21 protein-coding genes are annotated in these 16462 nt (G+C 34.6%); 10 read left to right on the plus strand and 11 right to left on the minus strand.

Annotated features, from left to right (window positions below; translation table 11 throughout):
- Nucleotides 1-21 precede the first annotated feature (21 nt).
- The 3 genes from ACFQ1K_RS01740 to ACFQ1K_RS01750 are packed head-to-tail and all read right to left on the minus strand — an operon-like array spanning nt 22 to nt 2174.
- Nucleotides 22-528, minus strand: a complete 507-nt coding sequence (locus tag ACFQ1K_RS01740; protein WP_320555383.1) for a DUF6702 family protein — start codon at nt 526-528, stop codon at nt 22-24.
- Nucleotides 529-574: 46 nt separating this feature from the next.
- The gene (locus ACFQ1K_RS01745; protein ID WP_320555382.1) at nt 575-1372 is read right to left on the minus strand and encodes a hypothetical protein; all 798 of its coding nucleotides are present in this window, start codon (nt 1370-1372) and stop codon (nt 575-577) included.
- Complete coding sequence (locus tag ACFQ1K_RS01750; protein ID WP_320555381.1) at nt 1359-2174, minus strand: carboxypeptidase-like regulatory domain-containing protein; 816 nt, start codon at nt 2172-2174, stop codon at nt 1359-1361. Before ACFQ1K_RS01750 ends, ACFQ1K_RS01745 begins: the two co-directional genes overlap by 14 nt.
- Before the next feature lie 127 nt (nt 2175-2301).
- On the opposite strand from ACFQ1K_RS01750, the gene pepE reads away from it, so the two are divergent.
- Nucleotides 2302-3009 (plus strand): dipeptidase PepE, encoded by a 708-nt coding sequence (pepE, locus tag ACFQ1K_RS01755; protein ID WP_320555380.1) that lies wholly within the window; start codon nt 2302-2304, stop codon nt 3007-3009.
- A gap of 7 nt (nt 3010-3016) precedes the next feature.
- Here pepE and ACFQ1K_RS01760 read toward each other — a convergent pair whose 3' ends face one another.
- Entirely contained in the window at nt 3017-3442 is a 426-nt protein-coding gene (locus ACFQ1K_RS01760; RefSeq protein ID WP_320555379.1) for a GNAT family N-acetyltransferase, read from the minus strand.
- Nucleotides 3443-3560: 118 nt separating this feature from the next.
- Between ACFQ1K_RS01760 and ACFQ1K_RS01765 the strand changes: the two genes are divergently transcribed.
- Nucleotides 3561-4328 carry a M48 family metalloprotease gene (locus ACFQ1K_RS01765; protein ID WP_320555378.1) on the plus strand — a complete coding sequence of 256 codons (768 nt, stop codon included), beginning with the start codon at nt 3561-3563 and terminating at the stop codon, nt 4326-4328.
- 41 nt (nt 4329-4369) lie between these two features.
- Here ACFQ1K_RS01765 and ACFQ1K_RS01770 read toward each other — a convergent pair whose 3' ends face one another.
- Nucleotides 4370-4765 (minus strand): ankyrin repeat domain-containing protein, encoded by a 396-nt coding sequence (locus ACFQ1K_RS01770; RefSeq protein ID WP_320555377.1) that lies wholly within the window; start codon nt 4763-4765, stop codon nt 4370-4372.
- 261 nt (nt 4766-5026) lie between these two features.
- Here ACFQ1K_RS01770 and gpmI point away from each other — a divergent pair, with 261 nt between their 5' ends.
- Both gpmI and ACFQ1K_RS01780 read left to right on the plus strand, forming a co-directional pair.
- Complete coding sequence (gene gpmI / locus ACFQ1K_RS01775; RefSeq protein WP_320555376.1) at nt 5027-6541, plus strand: 2,3-bisphosphoglycerate-independent phosphoglycerate mutase; 1515 nt, start codon at nt 5027-5029, stop codon at nt 6539-6541.
- 42 nt (nt 6542-6583) lie between these two features.
- Nucleotides 6584-6991: a BT0820 family HAD-type phosphatase gene (locus tag ACFQ1K_RS01780; RefSeq protein WP_320555375.1), complete on the plus strand. Its 408-nt coding sequence runs from the start codon at nt 6584-6586 to the stop codon at nt 6989-6991.
- A gap of 1 nt (nt 6992) precedes the next feature.
- On the opposite strand, the gene ACFQ1K_RS01785 is transcribed toward ACFQ1K_RS01780, so the two are convergent.
- Nucleotides 6993-8258, minus strand: a complete 1266-nt coding sequence (locus ACFQ1K_RS01785) for an acetyl-CoA hydrolase/transferase family protein (RefSeq protein WP_320555374.1) — start codon at nt 8256-8258, stop codon at nt 6993-6995.
- Between the two features lie 123 nt (nt 8259-8381).
- Here ACFQ1K_RS01785 and map point away from each other — a divergent pair, with 123 nt between their 5' ends.
- The 4 genes from map to ACFQ1K_RS01805 are packed head-to-tail and all read left to right on the plus strand — an operon-like array spanning nt 8382 to nt 11142.
- A complete protein-coding gene (map, locus tag ACFQ1K_RS01790; protein ID WP_320555373.1) occupies nt 8382-9200 on the plus strand; it encodes a type I methionyl aminopeptidase in 819 nt (272 codons plus the stop codon).
- 10 nt (nt 9201-9210) lie between these two features.
- Nucleotides 9211-9996 carry a DUF3050 domain-containing protein gene (locus ACFQ1K_RS01795; RefSeq protein WP_320555372.1) on the plus strand — a complete coding sequence of 262 codons (786 nt, stop codon included), beginning with the start codon at nt 9211-9213 and terminating at the stop codon, nt 9994-9996.
- A gap of 3 nt (nt 9997-9999) precedes the next feature.
- Nucleotides 10000-10767: a class I SAM-dependent methyltransferase gene (locus tag ACFQ1K_RS01800; RefSeq protein WP_320555371.1), complete on the plus strand. Its 768-nt coding sequence runs from the start codon at nt 10000-10002 to the stop codon at nt 10765-10767.
- A gap of 6 nt (nt 10768-10773) precedes the next feature.
- On the plus strand, nt 10774-11142 hold the full coding sequence (locus ACFQ1K_RS01805; protein WP_320555370.1) for a DUF423 domain-containing protein: 369 nt from the start codon (nt 10774-10776) through the stop codon (nt 11140-11142).
- Nucleotides 11143-11236: 94 nt separating this feature from the next.
- On the opposite strand, the gene ACFQ1K_RS01810 is transcribed toward ACFQ1K_RS01805, so the two are convergent.
- Nucleotides 11237-12223: an FAD:protein FMN transferase gene (locus ACFQ1K_RS01810; RefSeq protein WP_320555369.1), complete on the minus strand. Its 987-nt coding sequence runs from the start codon at nt 12221-12223 to the stop codon at nt 11237-11239.
- A gap of 1 nt (nt 12224) precedes the next feature.
- On the minus strand, nt 12225-12602 hold the full coding sequence (locus ACFQ1K_RS01815; protein ID WP_320555368.1) for a Na(+)-translocating NADH-quinone reductase subunit F: 378 nt from the start codon (nt 12600-12602) through the stop codon (nt 12225-12227).
- A 100-nt stretch (nt 12603-12702) separates the two neighbouring features.
- Between ACFQ1K_RS01815 and ACFQ1K_RS01820 the strand changes: the two genes are divergently transcribed.
- Both ACFQ1K_RS01820 and ACFQ1K_RS01825 read left to right on the plus strand, forming a co-directional pair.
- Nucleotides 12703-13083, plus strand: coding sequence for a cupin domain-containing protein (locus tag ACFQ1K_RS01820; RefSeq protein ID WP_320555367.1), 381 nt, complete (start codon nt 12703-12705; stop codon nt 13081-13083).
- 45 nt (nt 13084-13128) lie between these two features.
- Nucleotides 13129-13578 (plus strand): Na(+)-translocating NADH-quinone reductase subunit F, encoded by a 450-nt coding sequence (locus ACFQ1K_RS01825; protein ID WP_320555366.1) that lies wholly within the window; start codon nt 13129-13131, stop codon nt 13576-13578.
- Here ACFQ1K_RS01825 and ACFQ1K_RS01830 read toward each other — a convergent pair.
- Genes ACFQ1K_RS01830 through ACFQ1K_RS01840 form a run of 3 tightly spaced genes read right to left on the minus strand, consistent with a single transcriptional unit; the run spans nt 13564 to nt 16456 of the window.
- The gene (locus ACFQ1K_RS01830; protein ID WP_320555365.1) at nt 13564-14811 is read right to left on the minus strand and encodes an NRAMP family divalent metal transporter; all 1248 of its coding nucleotides are present in this window, start codon (nt 14809-14811) and stop codon (nt 13564-13566) included. The two genes, ACFQ1K_RS01825 and ACFQ1K_RS01830, sit on opposite strands and share 15 nt — an antisense overlap.
- Nucleotides 14808-15353, minus strand: coding sequence for an RNA polymerase sigma factor (locus ACFQ1K_RS01835; protein ID WP_320555364.1), 546 nt, complete (start codon nt 15351-15353; stop codon nt 14808-14810). The genes ACFQ1K_RS01830 and ACFQ1K_RS01835 overlap by 4 nt, the downstream gene beginning before the upstream one ends.
- Nucleotides 15344-16456: a glycosyltransferase gene (locus tag ACFQ1K_RS01840; protein WP_320555363.1), complete on the minus strand. Its 1113-nt coding sequence runs from the start codon at nt 16454-16456 to the stop codon at nt 15344-15346. The genes ACFQ1K_RS01835 and ACFQ1K_RS01840 overlap by 10 nt, the downstream gene beginning before the upstream one ends.
- Nucleotides 16457-16462: the final 6 nt, after the last annotated feature.

Below are 16462 nucleotides of genomic sequence, written 5' to 3' on the forward strand. Positions count from 1 at the left end.
TGGAGCGCTTTAACGGTTTTTTTAGTTAAAGTTTAACATGCATTCATCATTCTCTGGGATAAGTAAAAAGCTCTTATTTTTATCCAACATTTTAAGTCTAACAATATTCTGTTGGTCAGGTAAAATATCGAAAAGAATGCGATTGATTACGCTTATGGATTTTATATCTTTTATATTTTCGATTTCTAAGTAGCAGTAAGTAATGTCTTCTTTATATTCTTTACCTAGAAAGTTGAATTCATAGCTTTTTTCGTTTATTTTAATTTTGAGCTTGTCTTCTAAATAGCGCTTCATGTATTCATCTACAATTGCTGGTTCGTCAGCTTCGGCAAGCGTTATGGTCTCATCGTATCTCTGTCTTATTAAACTTTCAAAATCATCTATAAAAATCTGACTGATAATTTGAACTGACTGTTGCTCTTTGGCGTATTCTATATTAGTAACACTCACATAGTATTCGTGTTTGGTATTGCTAGAACTTAAGAGTAAGCCAATTATTAAAGTTAAAATTAGGTAGGTTGATTTCATAAATATGTTTCTGTTTTTTTATCTCAGACCAAAAAGTATTCCAAAATTAATCATTATTGGTGCTACTAAGATTTTCTCGGTAAGCTTTTAACTTTTGTTGTAAAAATTCAAGGAGTTTAATGTCGTTATCCTGTTTACATAAGTTCAAAAAATTCTCATCTTCTTGGGCAAATAAAAAATATTCGTTTCTCAAATTTTTGGAGAGTGTATCGTTTTCAAAAATAATAGATTCAAAGTCAATTTTTAGTCTGTTGATACATTCATCTCTATTATCCAACTCAACAATATTCTTTAGCTTTTTGGTTCGTCCACTTATTTTATTTAGTAATTTGTGAAAATTAACTCCAAAACCCAATCCCAGACTTCCCCAAGATCCGCCATCGGCATCATGAAGTTTTTTTTCGTTTTGTGTTAATGGTAATTTCGTATTTCCAGGTATACCCAAATCATAGAAATTTATTTCCGTTTTAGCATCTGAGTTTTCTAGATCAGATTCTAGGCTACCAGTTAAGATCTTACCAACAACCACTTTATCCAAGGCGCTTACTTTTTCCTCTAAATCAATGTTTATAGTACCTGATTGTTCATGCTCAGTACTGATAATAACTTCCTTGTTTTCGTAAATTAAGCTTGAGATAAGCAGGGTATCAGCAGTTCTACCAAGTATAATAAACTCACCTTTGTGATCTGAAATGGTGAACTTTGATGCTGTTTTATTTAAGATATGTAGCCCTTCTACATCATCATTAGCTATCAGTTTACCCTTAATTTCCTTCCTTTGGGCTTGTAATAAAAAAGAGAAACAAATAGTTAAAAGACAAATTAAGAGTTTAATCTTTTTCACTTTGATTTTTAAGGAAGGATTTACTAAGTTGTGTTATACGTTCTAAAAACTGCATTTCTTTATCTTTAGCCAATAAGGCTTCATCGACTCCCTCTTGCTCAACATAATCTATAAAAGCGGTTACTTGTTCTAAAGGAATATCAAAATTAGTGTGAATATAGTTGACACTGAATTTATCTAGCGCCTCTTTAAAAGGTGTAGTTTTGATAGCTTTTTCAGCTTTTGTTTTATCATTTTTTTCTATGTCCACAATTTGGCTTACGATAAACCCAGCAAGGTTAACAAGATTAAGCATGTTATCTACTCTTGGATTGTTTTCATTGAAGGCAACATTTTCTGCTTTTGTCTTGTAATCGGCCGAAAACTCAAAATCTTCAATGTGGTCCAAACCAAAGTAAACGTAATCTAAACTTACGTTGTAGGTTCTCACATTTTCCAAATCGGCTTCTATATTACCGGTGAGTCCAAAAGGTAAAATAACCACCTCATCAAGTTTGTTAACTTCTTCAACCAGAATAACGGTAAGATTTTTAGATTTGATCACATCTTCTGAGATGGTGACATTAAAATTTTTAAACTGAAGGGCACTAAATTCTAGGATGTCGTTAAGGGCAACTTTAATTTCAAAATCACCATTTTCATCTGTAATTGTACCTCTATTTGATGAAGAATTAAATACCGTAACTCCTTCTTTGTCTTCTGATGCTACGGAAATCCTTCCACTTATGAGAACGCGATCTATATCTTGTGCGTAAAGGGAAATTGTTAAGAAAAAACTGAGTATAAGTGTTAAGTGTTTCATGATGGCTTTATTGACTCATAAAGTTCGTTTTTATTGTTCAATTTTCATAAAAAAGGGTTAATAAATCTTTGTTAAAGTACAAAGTAATTATATGAGCTGTTACGGATATATACTTTAAATTTGTGTTATGAGATCAATTATAATAGCAAGCACATCCACAATTCATGGTGGCCAACCTTTAGACTATCTTTTAGATGAATTAGAGAATCATTTTAAAACTACAGACGAAGTATTGTTCATTCCTTATGCAAGACCAGGAGGTATATCACACGATGAATATACTACCAGAGTAGCAGAGCCTTTCGGTAAAATTGGAAAGTCGGTAAAAGGTATTCATTCGTTTGATAATCCTAAAAAGGCTATTGCAGAAGCTAAAGGTATTTTTACTGGTGGTGGCAATACCTTTGTTTTGGTTAATCAGTTATACAAAAATGATATATTATCATCAATAAAAGAAGCTGTTAATAATGGGACACCTTATCTGGGCACAAGTGCAGGTAGCAATATATGTGGACTAACAATGAACACTACCAACGATATGCCAATAGTCTATCCACCAAGTTTTAAAACTTTAGGCTTGGTGCCATTCAATATAAATCCTCACTACTTAGATCCCGACCCAAAAAGCACGCACATGGGGGAAACCAGAGAAACTAGAATTAAAGAGTTTCATGCTTATAATACACAACCAGTTATAGGATTGAGAGAAGGCAGTTGGATTGAGGTTAAGGGAGATAGCATGGTTCTAAAAGGCAATTTAGATTCTAGAATTTTTGAATTTGGTAAAGATCCTTATGAGATTTCGGCAAATTCCGATTTAGAGTTTTTAAAGTAGATTATAGCTATAGCTTTTTTAGAAAGTGATAACCTAAAATTTGAAAACCTTCATTGTAGTAAAACTTATGCGAAGGGTAGTTCTGAACATAGGTGTTCAGTTCCAAGGTCTCATAGCCTTTTTCCCTACAATAGGTTTTGATCCAATTCATAAATAACTTACCTAGTCCTTTGTTTCTGTGTTGTGGTTTAATGTAAACATGATCTAATTCTACAGATTTTCCTGAATAATGCCGAGTACAAAACCATAAGCCAGTAATACCAACCACTTCATTCCCTTCCATAATAACAGCACATTCATAATTTTGATTTTTCATCTCATTTAGGCGAGATAATAGAACGGCTCTACTGATTTTACCATCGTTTAGTTCATAAACTAAAGATACTATGGCCTCTAACTTGGAATTATGAAGAATTTTAAAATCGTAATTCATTTTAAATTTTTATGACTGCAAAATTAGAGTTTTTATAAATTTATTGAGACATGACTTATGACTTTTCAATAAATTGTGTGTCAAACTTTTGTAAATTTAGTGCGTTAAGTCCATCAATATGAGAAGAGGTAATTTTAAAGTTCGAATATTTATCGCTTTGGTAGTAGTAGCCTTTGCGTTAATTAGAAATTGGAGTCAAAGGGAAACCAATCCGTATACAGGAAGAGTTCAAGCCATTTCATTATCACCAGACCAAGAAATTGCTATTGGTTTGCAAAGTGCTCCTGGCATGGCACAACAACATGGAGGTTTGCATCCAAACCAGCAATATCAAGCATTAGTGGATGATGTTGGTAATAGGCTGGTAAACAATAGTATTGCGAAGGACACTCCATATCAGTACGAATTTCATCTCTTGGCAGATGAAAATACAATCAATGCCTTTGCCTTACCAGGCGGCCAGATTTTTATTACCTATGCTTTATTTTCTAGACTAGAAAACCAAGACCAATTGGCAGGAGTTTTGGGTCATGAAATTGGTCATGTTCTTGGTAAACATTCTAACGAACGAATTACGGATTCAAAAAAATGGCAAACTATTATTATGGGTGCTGGTGCAATAGATATGGGAAGCGTAGCGCAACAAATCGGACAAGGTGAACTCCTAAAAAATGGAAGAGGTGATGAGTTGGAAAGTGATGAACTCGGTGTAGAATTTATGTTGGATGCAGGATACAATCCGGAAGAGCTAATTGGAGTTATGGAAATACTAAAAGCTGCTGCAGGACCAAATCGAGTGCCTGAGTTTCAGAGTACGCATCCAGATCCTGAAAATCGTATTGAAAAAATTAAGGAGGCAATTCGTAAATATAAAAATGCGCCTTAAACTAAGGCGCATTTCCAATTAACTAACTCAAATAATTGTCTTTAATTAGACACTTTCTTTTTAAAGCGCTTCAAAAACTGTGCCGCATCATCTGCTTTTGATAGTTCTGCGTGGTCTAAGGCCGTATATCCTAGGTCACAAGGTTTATGAACGTCGGCACCAGCTGTTAATAATACTTTTATTAACTCAACACGGTTATATTTGGCTGCATAATGTATAGGGCTCATTCCATTGGACTTGGCGTTGACATCTGCACCTTGATTTATTAAGGTCTTAGCAAGCTCTACGTCACCTGTAGCAACGGCTTTACAAAGTGGGCTTACTTTAATGGTTTCTACACTAACTTCACCTTTGGTTAAAGCTACATGATTTGTTGCATTTACATTTGCGATTGAAAAGCCCAATGCTAAGGCTAAAACTACTGCTGTTTTTTTCATGATGAAAGATTTTAATTTAATTGATTTGTTTTTTGATTACACTAAAGAGACGACAATATCTCTGTTCTGTTACACTCAATTTTTTATATAACATACATTTAACGTTTTGAAAACAAATCTGTTAAGGCTTTCATAAAACTGACTATCTATTTAATAATCAATGTTGTATATTTTTAAAATTAAATAACATTTAAAATTTTTTGAATACGGATTTATAGTCGTATACTATGCCTTATATTTGAGGTAGATAAATAAAACAACATGAATAAGAAGGTTATTTTGATGATTTTAGATGGTTGGGGGAAATCACCTGATCCTAAGGTTTCTGCAATTGATAATGCTCATACTCCGTTTATAGATGCTTTATATAACAAATACCCAAATGCTAGCTTGCGCACCGACGGTTTGCATGTGGGCTTGCCTAAAGGACAAATGGGAAATAGTGAAGTAGGCCATATGAATCTTGGAGCTGGTAGAATTGTTTATCAGGATCTGGTAAAGATTAATCTTGCAGTTGAAAATAAAACCCTTCAAGAAGAGCAAGTACTTAAAAATGCTTTTGAATATGCAAAAACTAATGGAAAGGATATTCATTTACTCGGATTAGTAAGTGATGGTGGTGTACATTCCCACATAAATCATCTTTTCGGACTTTTAGATGCAGCGGATGATGCAGGTTTAAAAAACGTTTTTGTCCATGCCTTTACTGATGGTAGAGATGTAGATCCAAAATCTGGCTATGGTTTTATTTCAGAATTGGAAGAGCATTTAACCAAGTCAACAGGTAAGTTAGCGACAGTTACTGGCCGTTATTACGCTATGGATAGGGATAAGCGCTGGGAACGTGTCAAGTTGGCTTACGATGCCCTAGTCAATGCAGAAGGTATTCAGACAACTAATGTATTAAGGTCAATTCAACAAAGCTATGAAGAGGGTGTGACGGACGAATTTATAAAGCCCCTGGTTGTAAATGAGGGAGGCCAACCTGTAGCAACGATTAAAGATGGTGATGTTGTTGTTTTTTTCAATTTTAGAACCGATCGTGGTCGCCAATTGACCCAAGCGCTTTCGCAAGAGGATTTCCATGAGTACAATATGCATAAATTAAATCTATATTATGTCACCATGACTAACTATGATGATAATTTTATAGGCATAAATGTTGTTTTTAATAAAGATAATTTATCAGAAACGTTAGGTGAAGTATTAGAGAAGCATGGTAAAAAACAAATAAGAATAGCAGAAACGGAAAAGTATCCACATGTTACTTTTTTCTTCTCTGGTGGAAGGGAAGAACCATTTGAAGGTGAAACTAGGATTTTAAGAAACTCGCCTAAAGTTGCTACTTATGACTTAAAGCCAGAAATGAGTGCTTATGAACTAAGAGATGCCTTAGTGCCAGAACTTAAAAAAGGCGAGGTGGATTTTGTTTGTTTAAACTTTGCCAACGGAGATATGGTAGGACATACTGGGGTCATGGAAGCTGCAATCAAAGCATGTGAAGCGGTAGATGAATGTGTAAAGGATGTGGTTACCACGGCTTTAGAAAATGATTACACAACTATATTAATAGCAGATCATGGCAATTGCGAGACCATGATAAATCCTGATGGTACACCAAATACAGCACATACAACAAATCCAGTACCCATAATATTAATAGACAAAGATCTTAAAGAAATAAAAGATGGCATCCTTGGTGATATTGCACCTACCATTTTGAAATTAATGGGCATAGAGCAGCCTGAGGCCATGACACAACATAGTCTTGTATAAATGTCGCATTGTTGTAACTTTGTTGATTAATTGATTGATGGCATGAATTTTCAGGATAGATTAATAATAGCAGTAGATTTTGATGGTACCATAGTAGAAGATGCCTACCCTAAAATAGGCAAAACGCGAATCTTTGCATTCGAAACTTTAAAACGGCTTCAGCAGGATGGGCACAGACTGATTCTGTGGACCTACAGAAATGGTACTAGATTACAAGAAGCTGTAGACTTTTGTAAAGAAAATGGTATTGAATTTTATGCTGTTAATGCTAGTTTTCCAGAAGAAAAATACGATTACAGCCGAAGCCGAAAAATCCATGCCGATCTCTTTATAGATGACAGAAACATAGGTGGTGTCCTCGGTTGGGGAGAAATCTATCAGATGATTACTAACGAAGAACCAAAAATTAAGAAATCAAAAGGTGGTTTATTCGGATGGCTTAAATCCTAGTTTACGTTAATTCAAAATAAGCTTTTGCTATATCTTCTCTGTGGTCAGGATGTGCAATATCTACTAAGGCTTTAACACGTTGTTTAATTGTTTTTCCAAATAAATTAGCAATACCATATTCAGTTACGACATAATGAACATGCGCTCTTGTTGTAACAACACCGGCTCCTGGTTTAAGTGTTGGTACAATTCTACTAATTCCTTTACGAGTGGTAGATGGTAGCGCAATAATAGCTTTTCCTCCTTGGCTGAGAGTCGCGCCTCTTATAAAGTCCATTTGCCCTCCAACGCCAGAATACATTTTAGAGCCGATGGAGTCTGCACAGACCTGTCCAGTAACATCAACCTCAATAGCAGAATTTATGGCAACCATTCTAGGGTTTTGTTTTATATATGCTGTATTATTGGTGTAATTAGAGGCTCTCATTTCTACAAACGGATTGTCGTCTACATAATCATATAATCGCTTAGAACCCATCAAAAAGGTAGTTAAGGCACGACCTCTATTAATTTTTTTATAGTTTCCGTTAATGACGTCACTTAAAATTAAATCAATGACACCATCAGAAAACATTTCTGTATGTAACCCGAGATCTTTGTGGTTGGTTAATCTGGTCAAAACTGCATTTGGAATATTACCAATTCCCATTTGAAGCGTACTTCTGTCCTCAATCAAACCTGCTACATAATCTCCAATTGTACTCTCAATATCTGTAGGCTCCGAGGCATTTATCGCAGGAATTTCATCATCACACTCTACAAAATAATCGATTTCAGTGTAGTGTATAATGCCCGCACCATGGGTACGCGGCATGTTTTTGTTAACTTGAGCAATGACAGTTGTTGCGTTGTCAATAGCAGCCAAGGTAGCTTCAACAGAAACACCTAATGATAAATATCCGTGTTTGTCTGGTTCAGAAACATGAATTAACACCACATCTAAATCAATGATGTTTTTTTGAAATAAAATAGGTAATTCACTTAAAAATACAGGGGTATAAGAACCATTTCCTGCAGACAAAGTATGTCTAACATTCTTACCTAGAAAAAAGGAGTTGACGTGAAAACTATCTTTTAATTCTGGATTGGCATAAGGCGCTTCACCTTCAATATGTAAATGGCAGACTTCAACATTCCGTAGCTCTTCATGTCTTTTAGTCATGGCATTTATTAGTTTTTGTGGCACTGCGGCTGCTGCCTGTATATAAACTCTATCGTTAGATTTAATAACTTTTACTGCTTCTTCTGCACTTACTCTTTTGAACATTTTTTGAATTTTAGGTTACAAACTTACTGCCCAAAAGATAAAAAAAAACTGTCTTTTATCATGTTTTACAAAAATTATTTAATTGTTATAATTAGCTATCTTTGCACCTTAATTTAGAAGACCATGATTATTGTAAAAACCAAGGAAGAAATTGAGTTGATGCGCCAAAGTGCGCTTATTGTATCTAAGACCTTAGGTATGCTTGCTAAAGAGATAAAAGAAGGTGTTACGACCAATTATTTAGATACTATTGCAGAGGAATTTATAAGAGATCATGGTGCTTTGCCAGGTTTTAAAGGTTTGTACGATTGCCCATCAACACTTTTATGTAGTGTGAATGAGGCTGTAGTTCATGGATTGCCTACTGATGTTCCATTAAAAAACGGTGATATTGTCTCGGTCGATTGCGGTGCCCTGATGAATGGGTTTTATGGAGATCATGCCTATACTTTTGAGATTGGTAATGTTGAAGACGCTACTAAGAAATTAATTAAAACCACTAAGGAGTCATTATACGTAGGTATAGAACAATTGAGAGTTGGGAATCGTGTTGGGGATGTTGGCTATGCTATACAACAATATTGTGAAGCCCAGGGTTATGGTGTAGTGAGAGAGCTGGTTGGGCATGGTATTGGTCGCAAAATGCATGAAGACCCAGAAATGCCAAACTATGGAAGAAGAGGTCGCGGCAAGAAGTTTGTAGAAGGTATGGTGGTAGCTATTGAGCCTATGATTAACATGGGAACCCATAAAGTAAAACAACTGAAGGATGGCTGGACCATTGTTACTCAAGATGGTAAACCAAGTGTGCACTTTGAACACGATGTTGCCATTGTAGATGGAAAGCCAGAGATTTTATCCACATTTGCTTATGTGCATGAGGCATTGGGAATATCATCTGATGAAGAAGACAGATTTAGACAAAATGCTCTTATAATTTAAAAAGATATCAATGGATGTTAAACAGTTAGAACATGAATTAAGTTTATGGCGTGAAGAGTTAAAACACCATAAGTTATATGAGGTTTTAACGACTGTAGAAGACATAAAAACGTTTATGCAAGAACATGTTTTCGCGGTCTGGGATTTTATGTCTTTACTTAAGTCCTTACAAAGGAATTTAACGAATACCTCTACACCTTGGATGCCAGTTGCTAATCCTGAAATAGCACGCTTCATCAATGAAATTGTTTTAGACGAGGAAAGTGATGTGAATGAGTTAGGTGAGCCTATGAGTCATTTCGAAATGTATCTCGATGCTATGAGACAAATTGGAGCTGAAACAAAAGCGATAGAGCTTTTTTTGGATGATGTAAAACAAAAACAAGATATAACTGAAGCATTACATAAAGTTGAAATAAACCAACAGACTATAGAATTTGTTAAGTATACTTTTTCAGTTATAGAGTCTAACGAAAGCCATAAAATAGCAGCGGCATTTACCTTTGGAAGAGAGGATGTTATACCAGATATGTTTTTTCAAATCATTAATCACTCTAAAAGTAAGGAAAAATCATTTAGTAAATTAACATATTACCTCAACAGACATATTGAATTAGATGGTGATGAACATGGCCCTCTGGCTTTAAGGATGATTGTGGCACTATGTGGCAGTGATGCTAGGAAATGGGAAGAAGTTTTGGAAGTTTCAAAGTTGGCATTACAGCACAGAATTGCACTTTGGGATGGTATTTATAACTCCATTATAAAACATAAAGCTATTGGAGAGGTAAAATAGCTAATGAAAACAGTTTTTAAATTTTTTCTAAATCTTTTACCAAGACCTATATTGATTAGGTTAAGTTATGTCATTAGACCCCTCTTAGCTTTTTTTTTAAAAGGCAATAAGTATGTAGATCCCATAGATGGTAAGGGCTTTAGAACATTTTTACCTTATGGGTATGGTAAGCAACGGCCAAATGTGTTGTCTCCATCAACATTGTCGCTAGAGCGGCATCGTTTATTTTGGTTGTACTTAAAAAATAAAACCGATTTCTTTTCAGGTAGCTATAACGTGCTTCATTTTGCCCCAGAGCAATGCTTTTTAAAACGCTTTAAAAAACTGAAGAATATAAACTACACCACGACCGATTTAATATCACCAATTGCAGATGTAAAAGCAGATATTTGTAATCTTCCATTTGAGGATAATACCTATGACGTTATCTTTTGTAATCATGTTTTGGAGCATATTTCTGATGATACAAAAGCTATGCAAGAATTGTATCGTGTGATGAAAGTAGGCGGATTTGGAATTTTTCAAGTACCCCAGGATTTAAGACGGGAAACCACTTTTGAAGACGACACAATTACCGATAAAGCGGAACGTGCTAAAATATTCGGGCAGTATGATCATGTGCGTATTTATGGTAGAGATTATTTTGATAAACTGCGAAGTATTGGTTTTGCAGTTGAAGAGGTAGATTACACAGCAACATTATCGCCATCTGATGCTGATAAATACCGTTTAGCTAAAGGAGAGATCATTCCTGTGGTGTTTAAAAAATAGATTAAAATGGGTCAGCATATCTTTATAATAACAGGTTCAATTTTTGGATTATTAGCTATTCTTTTAGGTGCGTTTGGTGCACATGCCTTAAAAAAAATCCTATCTGAAGAGCAACTCAAAAGTTTTGAGACAGGTGTAAAGTATCAAATGTATCACGCCATAGTCCTACTTACACTTGGGTTGAATTCAGAATATTCAACCTCTGCAATGTATTGGTGTTTTTCTATAGGGATACTATTCTTCTCTTTCAGTATTTACGGTCTGGTTTTAAGTTCCGCCAAAGGAAAGAAAATCAGATTATTGGGCGCGATTACTCCAATTGGCGGTTTGCTTTTAGCTGCAGGATGGCTGCTTATAGTTTTAAAGGCCTTTTAGTTTGAAAGCTATATCTAGAAACCGGTAAAGTAAATCTCATTAGTAATTAGGATTTAATAACAAAACTCTTCGATATAAAAAAGGATACTCAATATTATTCCGGAAAGCTGTTCAGGTTTAAAGTTTTTAATGTTTTGTCAGTGTCTTCATAGATAAGGTAAACCTTAAGTTCAGGATGTGATGTTAAGAAATCAGTGACCTTTTCTAGTCCCATAGCCTGAAATGCGGTGGCGTAACCATCGGCGGTCATACAATCTGGTGCTATTACAGAAACGCTTAGTATATTTGTCTTTGTTGGATAGCCTGTTTTGGTATTAATGATATGCGCATATCGGTTCCCGTTTTCATCAACTTTAAACTTTCTGTAGGTACCAGATGTGGCCATGGCTTCATCCCTTAACTCTAATGCTTTAAAAACCGATTGTTCACCATCAAACCGAGGTTCATCCAAGCCAACTTTCCAGTGTGAGTCTTTTTCCGTGTTTTTTCCTTTTACTCTTATTTCTCCACCAATTTCAACTAAGTAATCCGTAATATTTTCTGACCCCAAAAATTCAGCAATGACATCTACGCCATAACCTTTAGCAATAGCATTAAACTCTAAATAAGTAGCCTCGGGTTTATTAATAGTATGGCCCTTGAGCGATACTTTATTAAAACCAACATACTGCATCAAGCTGTCAATTGTAGTACTATCTGTTAAGAATTTATTGGTTTCAGCACCAAAATTCCAAGCATTAACCACATTGCCAATGGTTGGGTCAAACACACCATTCGTTTCTTTGTAAATTAATTTGGAAGTGTTAAAGACTTCAACAAAATAATGATCGACTTCACTTATTTCATTCCGATTCAACTTGGAAATATCTGAATCAATTTGGTAAGTTGATAAGGATTGGTTTACAGCATTGAACAAACTATCTATTTGCTTTGAATAGTTTGTGCTCTCATCGGCAGCATATTGAATATTGAAACTTGTTCCAAAAACCGGTCCTGACAACCTAATAAGGTCGTTTCTTTTTTGTTCTGGCTTACAAGACAAAATAAGAATAAGGATTAAAGCGAGTAATGTGTTCTTCATGTTAATTTAAATTCATGTCAATCACTTGGATACCATTATATTCTATAAGGTATTCCTCATTAAGATAAATTGGTAAACCTTCACCTTCAGGGTTACCAAGCCCAACTCCGGCATACAAGACTTTTGCATTTTTTTCGTAAGCGTGTTTTTTAAAGGTTTCCATCCAAACCACGTCATAATTGTTAGGGTTTTCGGGTAACATGACAGCTCTTACAACCACAAAGTAGTATTGGCTATTTTTATCAATGCATACAAATTGAGGGTGGCGTTTTAAGGTGCTGTTTATGGCAATAAATTCAAAACCACGAGATTCTAAATCCTTACCAACATGGTTCATTGCTAAGTTGTGTAGCTCTTGTGTTGTCAGTGCTTTGCTCATACCGCAAAGATACAAAGATGCTTATTTAAATCTTACAATTATTGTATCACAAAAACTTGTAAACTGTTATAATAGGTCAATTTTATATAACTTTAATGCTATGATTACTATAGTTTTAAGAAATCTGTTTTTTGCAGTTTCATGTCTTTTGGTTTTAAATTGTAAATCTGTGGAGAAGCTACCAGACCCTTTGCAAGCAGGTTGGAAGGGTAAAAAAGTATGTGAAGTGGTAGAGGAAAATAAATCGGCACGAATTTTAAAATGTACGTTTCCTCCAAATGTTGGACATGAGAACCATTATCATAATCCACATTTTGGTTATACGTTAACAGGTGGTAGATTCAGAATAACGGATACTTCAGGTACTAGAGAAGTTGATGTGCCAAAAGGTTATAATTTTTCTAAGGACAAAATATCTATTCATGAAGTGTTAAATATTGGGGAAACCACCGCAGTATTTTTAATCATAGAATATAAATGAAATAAGATTTTATTATCTTAATGTCGAAAAAGAAAATGACATGTTATGAAAACGTCCAAAAGATTTGAAAACGCTGTTCGAAAACTTTACCTAGCATTCCATGAGGGAACACTCAATCCGGAAGATTGTAAGCAATGTGCTGTTGGTAATATATTAGATAATAATGATAGTTGGAGACATATGACAGACTTGCATGGTTCTACCAAACTAAACTATGTTGGTTTAGTGCACCAAAATTTAGGAAGAAAATTCAATGGGTATTCACCAATCGAATTGCTTCAAATTGAAGCATCTTTTTTAGAAGGTTGTGGGTATCGCTTAGGAAGGACCTATTGTCATAAACCCGACTTGTATAAAAATCAGGAGGTGTTATTTAATGGGTTAAGCGAGGTTGTTGGAACGCTCAGTAAATTAGATGGTATAAAAAATATAATGGATTGTAGTTTTCTTTTTGATTATGAAATCAAGGACAAATTGAATCTACAGGGTGCTTAGGTACCAGATACTAAATCCCACCAAAAACAATATTCCCAACCAAGATAAAATATGTAAGCCTAAACTAGGTCTCCATTCCTTGGGTGTTTGTTCACTACAGAGTAGCCTATAATTAATAATTGCATAGAATGGTGCTGTTACAAATGATAGAATGGTTGCCACTTTAATGAGTAATCCCATTTCGGAAGCAAGACCCAAAAAAATAATTATAGTACCTAAACTTAAAATCAAGATCCAGTAGAGGTATCCATTCCTGAAGGATTTTTTTGAAAGAATTTCTAAGCTTCTATTCATGGCTCTTGGTGAAGCATCTAGTGTAGTTATGGTGGTGCTAAACATGGTTGTGAAGGCTGCTATACCGATGATAATTTTGGCCCATTCCCCTAGACTGTTTGTATATAGTTTTATAAGTTGGTTAGAAAACTCACCTGCTTTATCGCTAAAACTGTCACCAGAGTGATACATCACAAAATAGCCGAGACAAACAAAAGCCACACCTAATATGATAGCACCAAAAAAGCCTATATTAAAATCCAATAATGCGTTTTTTGAAGTGAAGGTATTTTCATCTTTCTTCTTTTCTAATGCCCAAATAGAGTGCCAAACAGAAATATCCAAAGGTGCGGGCATCCATCCCATAAAGGCAATTAAAAAAGCAATTTCAATACTATTGTTTGGTAGTACTTGGTCGAAGACGATGTTTTGATCAAACTCAACAAATGCAAAATAGACAGCAACTAATGTGCTTATCGTTAGTGTAACAATAATGACTTTGATAAGCTTATCCAAGGTATTGTATTTTCCTAGTAATAGAATTAACAAGCAAATTGCTATTAGGATAATTGTCCAGATTTCTACACTACTAATACTTTCAATTCCAAGATTTAAAAAAGAGATATCACCAAAAAGGGAATGGGCTAGTCCTGCTGTGACTATAGTTACAGCAGCTTGAATGGTAAACATGGTTGCAAATGATAGTATAAAGTAGGCCGTTAATAGAGGCTTACCTAATTTATAATAGCCTTCTAGTAAACTCTCACCAGTGGCAGCAGCATACCTCGGACCAAATTGAAAAAAAGGATACTTAAATAAATGGACTAGAAATAATGCCCATAATAGACCCAAACCAAAATCTGCACCAGCTCTTGTAGATTGTACCAAATGTGATACACCTATTGCTGCACCCGCAAAAAGTAAACCTGGACCTAATTTTTTAATGTTAGAAAACATCATGTTTTAGTAATAATTGCAGCAAGCAACTTTTTGGCACGTAACAGTTTTACTTTGACATTATTGATGGGTTCGTTGAGTTCTTCCGAAATCTCTTTATAACTCAGTTCTTGAAAATATCTTAAATTAATGACTTTCTGATAGTGTGGCTTAAGCTTTTTTATATCCCTTAGGAGTTTCGCAAGGTTTTGTTCTGTGATAATTTTATCTTCTGGAGTTGGTGAGTCATCTATAATCTCAAAATAGTGCTCATTGTTATCCTTAGAAGTATTTTGAATGATTTTTTTTTGCTTTCTGACTAAGTCTATATGGATGTTTTTTGAAATGGTTATAAGCCAAGTCTTAAATTTGTAATTATCATCATACGTGTCAATTTTATCAAAGGCTTTAGAAAAGGTCTGGATGGTAATATCTTCAGCATCATTTTCATTTTCAGTACGTTTTAACTGAAATGCATAAACATCATTCCAAAATGTGTCTAAAAGAAAATTAAATGCCACCTGGTTGTTTTGTTTTGCTTTACTAATGGCTTCTTTTATTTCCAATGTTTTGGTGTAGAGATTAGATTAGTTATAAAGATACTTAATTGTGTGCTAACTAAAAATAGTTCTAAGAATGGTGCGAGAACTAAAAGATTCATAGCATCCAATTTTTTAGCTGTAAACCCAAAACATAAAAGTTGAATTACAAACCGAAATATGATAAGCACAACAACCCATTGAGTTTTAAAAGCCAAGAAGAGTAGTGTAATACTGATAATCCAAAATAAAAGTTGAGAAATGTAAAAAAGCGCTAGCAAGACCTTGTGCTTGGTTTTATAAAATTTTGCGGTACTAACATGTCGTCGCTTTTGTAAAATCCAATCCTTAAAAGAAGTCTTAGGCTCTGAAATGGTAAAAGCATCCTTTTCATAGCATATTTCAGTATTCTTACTTTTGGCCACTTGGTTTATAAATAAATCGTCATCACCAGATTTTAAGGCCATATGGCTATTAAAACCATTATTATTAAAAAACAATTCTTTTCTATAGGCCATATTTCTTCCAACGCCCATATATGGCACACCCAATTGAGCATATGAAAAATATTGCAGTGCTGTAATTACCGTTTCAAATCTAATTAGTGCGTTTAAGAAAGATCTCTTCTTTTTTGCATAGGCTCCATAACCTAAAACAATAGCTTTTTCATTAGAAAATTTGCTGCTTATATGCGCTAGCCATTTGTTAGTAGCGGGTTTGCAATCAGCATCGGTAAAAACCAAAAAATCATTGCTTGAAGCTTTTATTCCTAGAGTTAAGGCATACTTTTTATTACCCCAGAATGTTTCAATGGTTTTAACATCTACTATTTTGATATTGCTATGAGAGGCTTCAAAGGTCTTCATGACTTTTAAGGTTTTGTCACTAGAGCCATCATTGACCAACACTACCTCAAAATTTGAATAATCCTGCTCAAGGATAGCAGGAAGATTATTCTTTAAATTTTTAGCTTCGTTCTTAGCACAAATAATTACGGTAAGTGGTATGTGCTTTTTAAATTTGGTTTGAGCGGGCTTTCCAGAAAAAGCGTAAAGAAAGACTGTATAATAAATAGCTTGAATACTAACAACAACTATAAAAGTTATGAATAGTGCAGTAGCAAGACTCATTAAAAC

Origin of the sequence: Winogradskyella aquimaris, from assembly GCF_042676105.1 — a bacterium.
Lineage (GTDB): Bacteria > Bacteroidota > Bacteroidia > Flavobacteriales > Flavobacteriaceae > Winogradskyella > Winogradskyella aquimaris.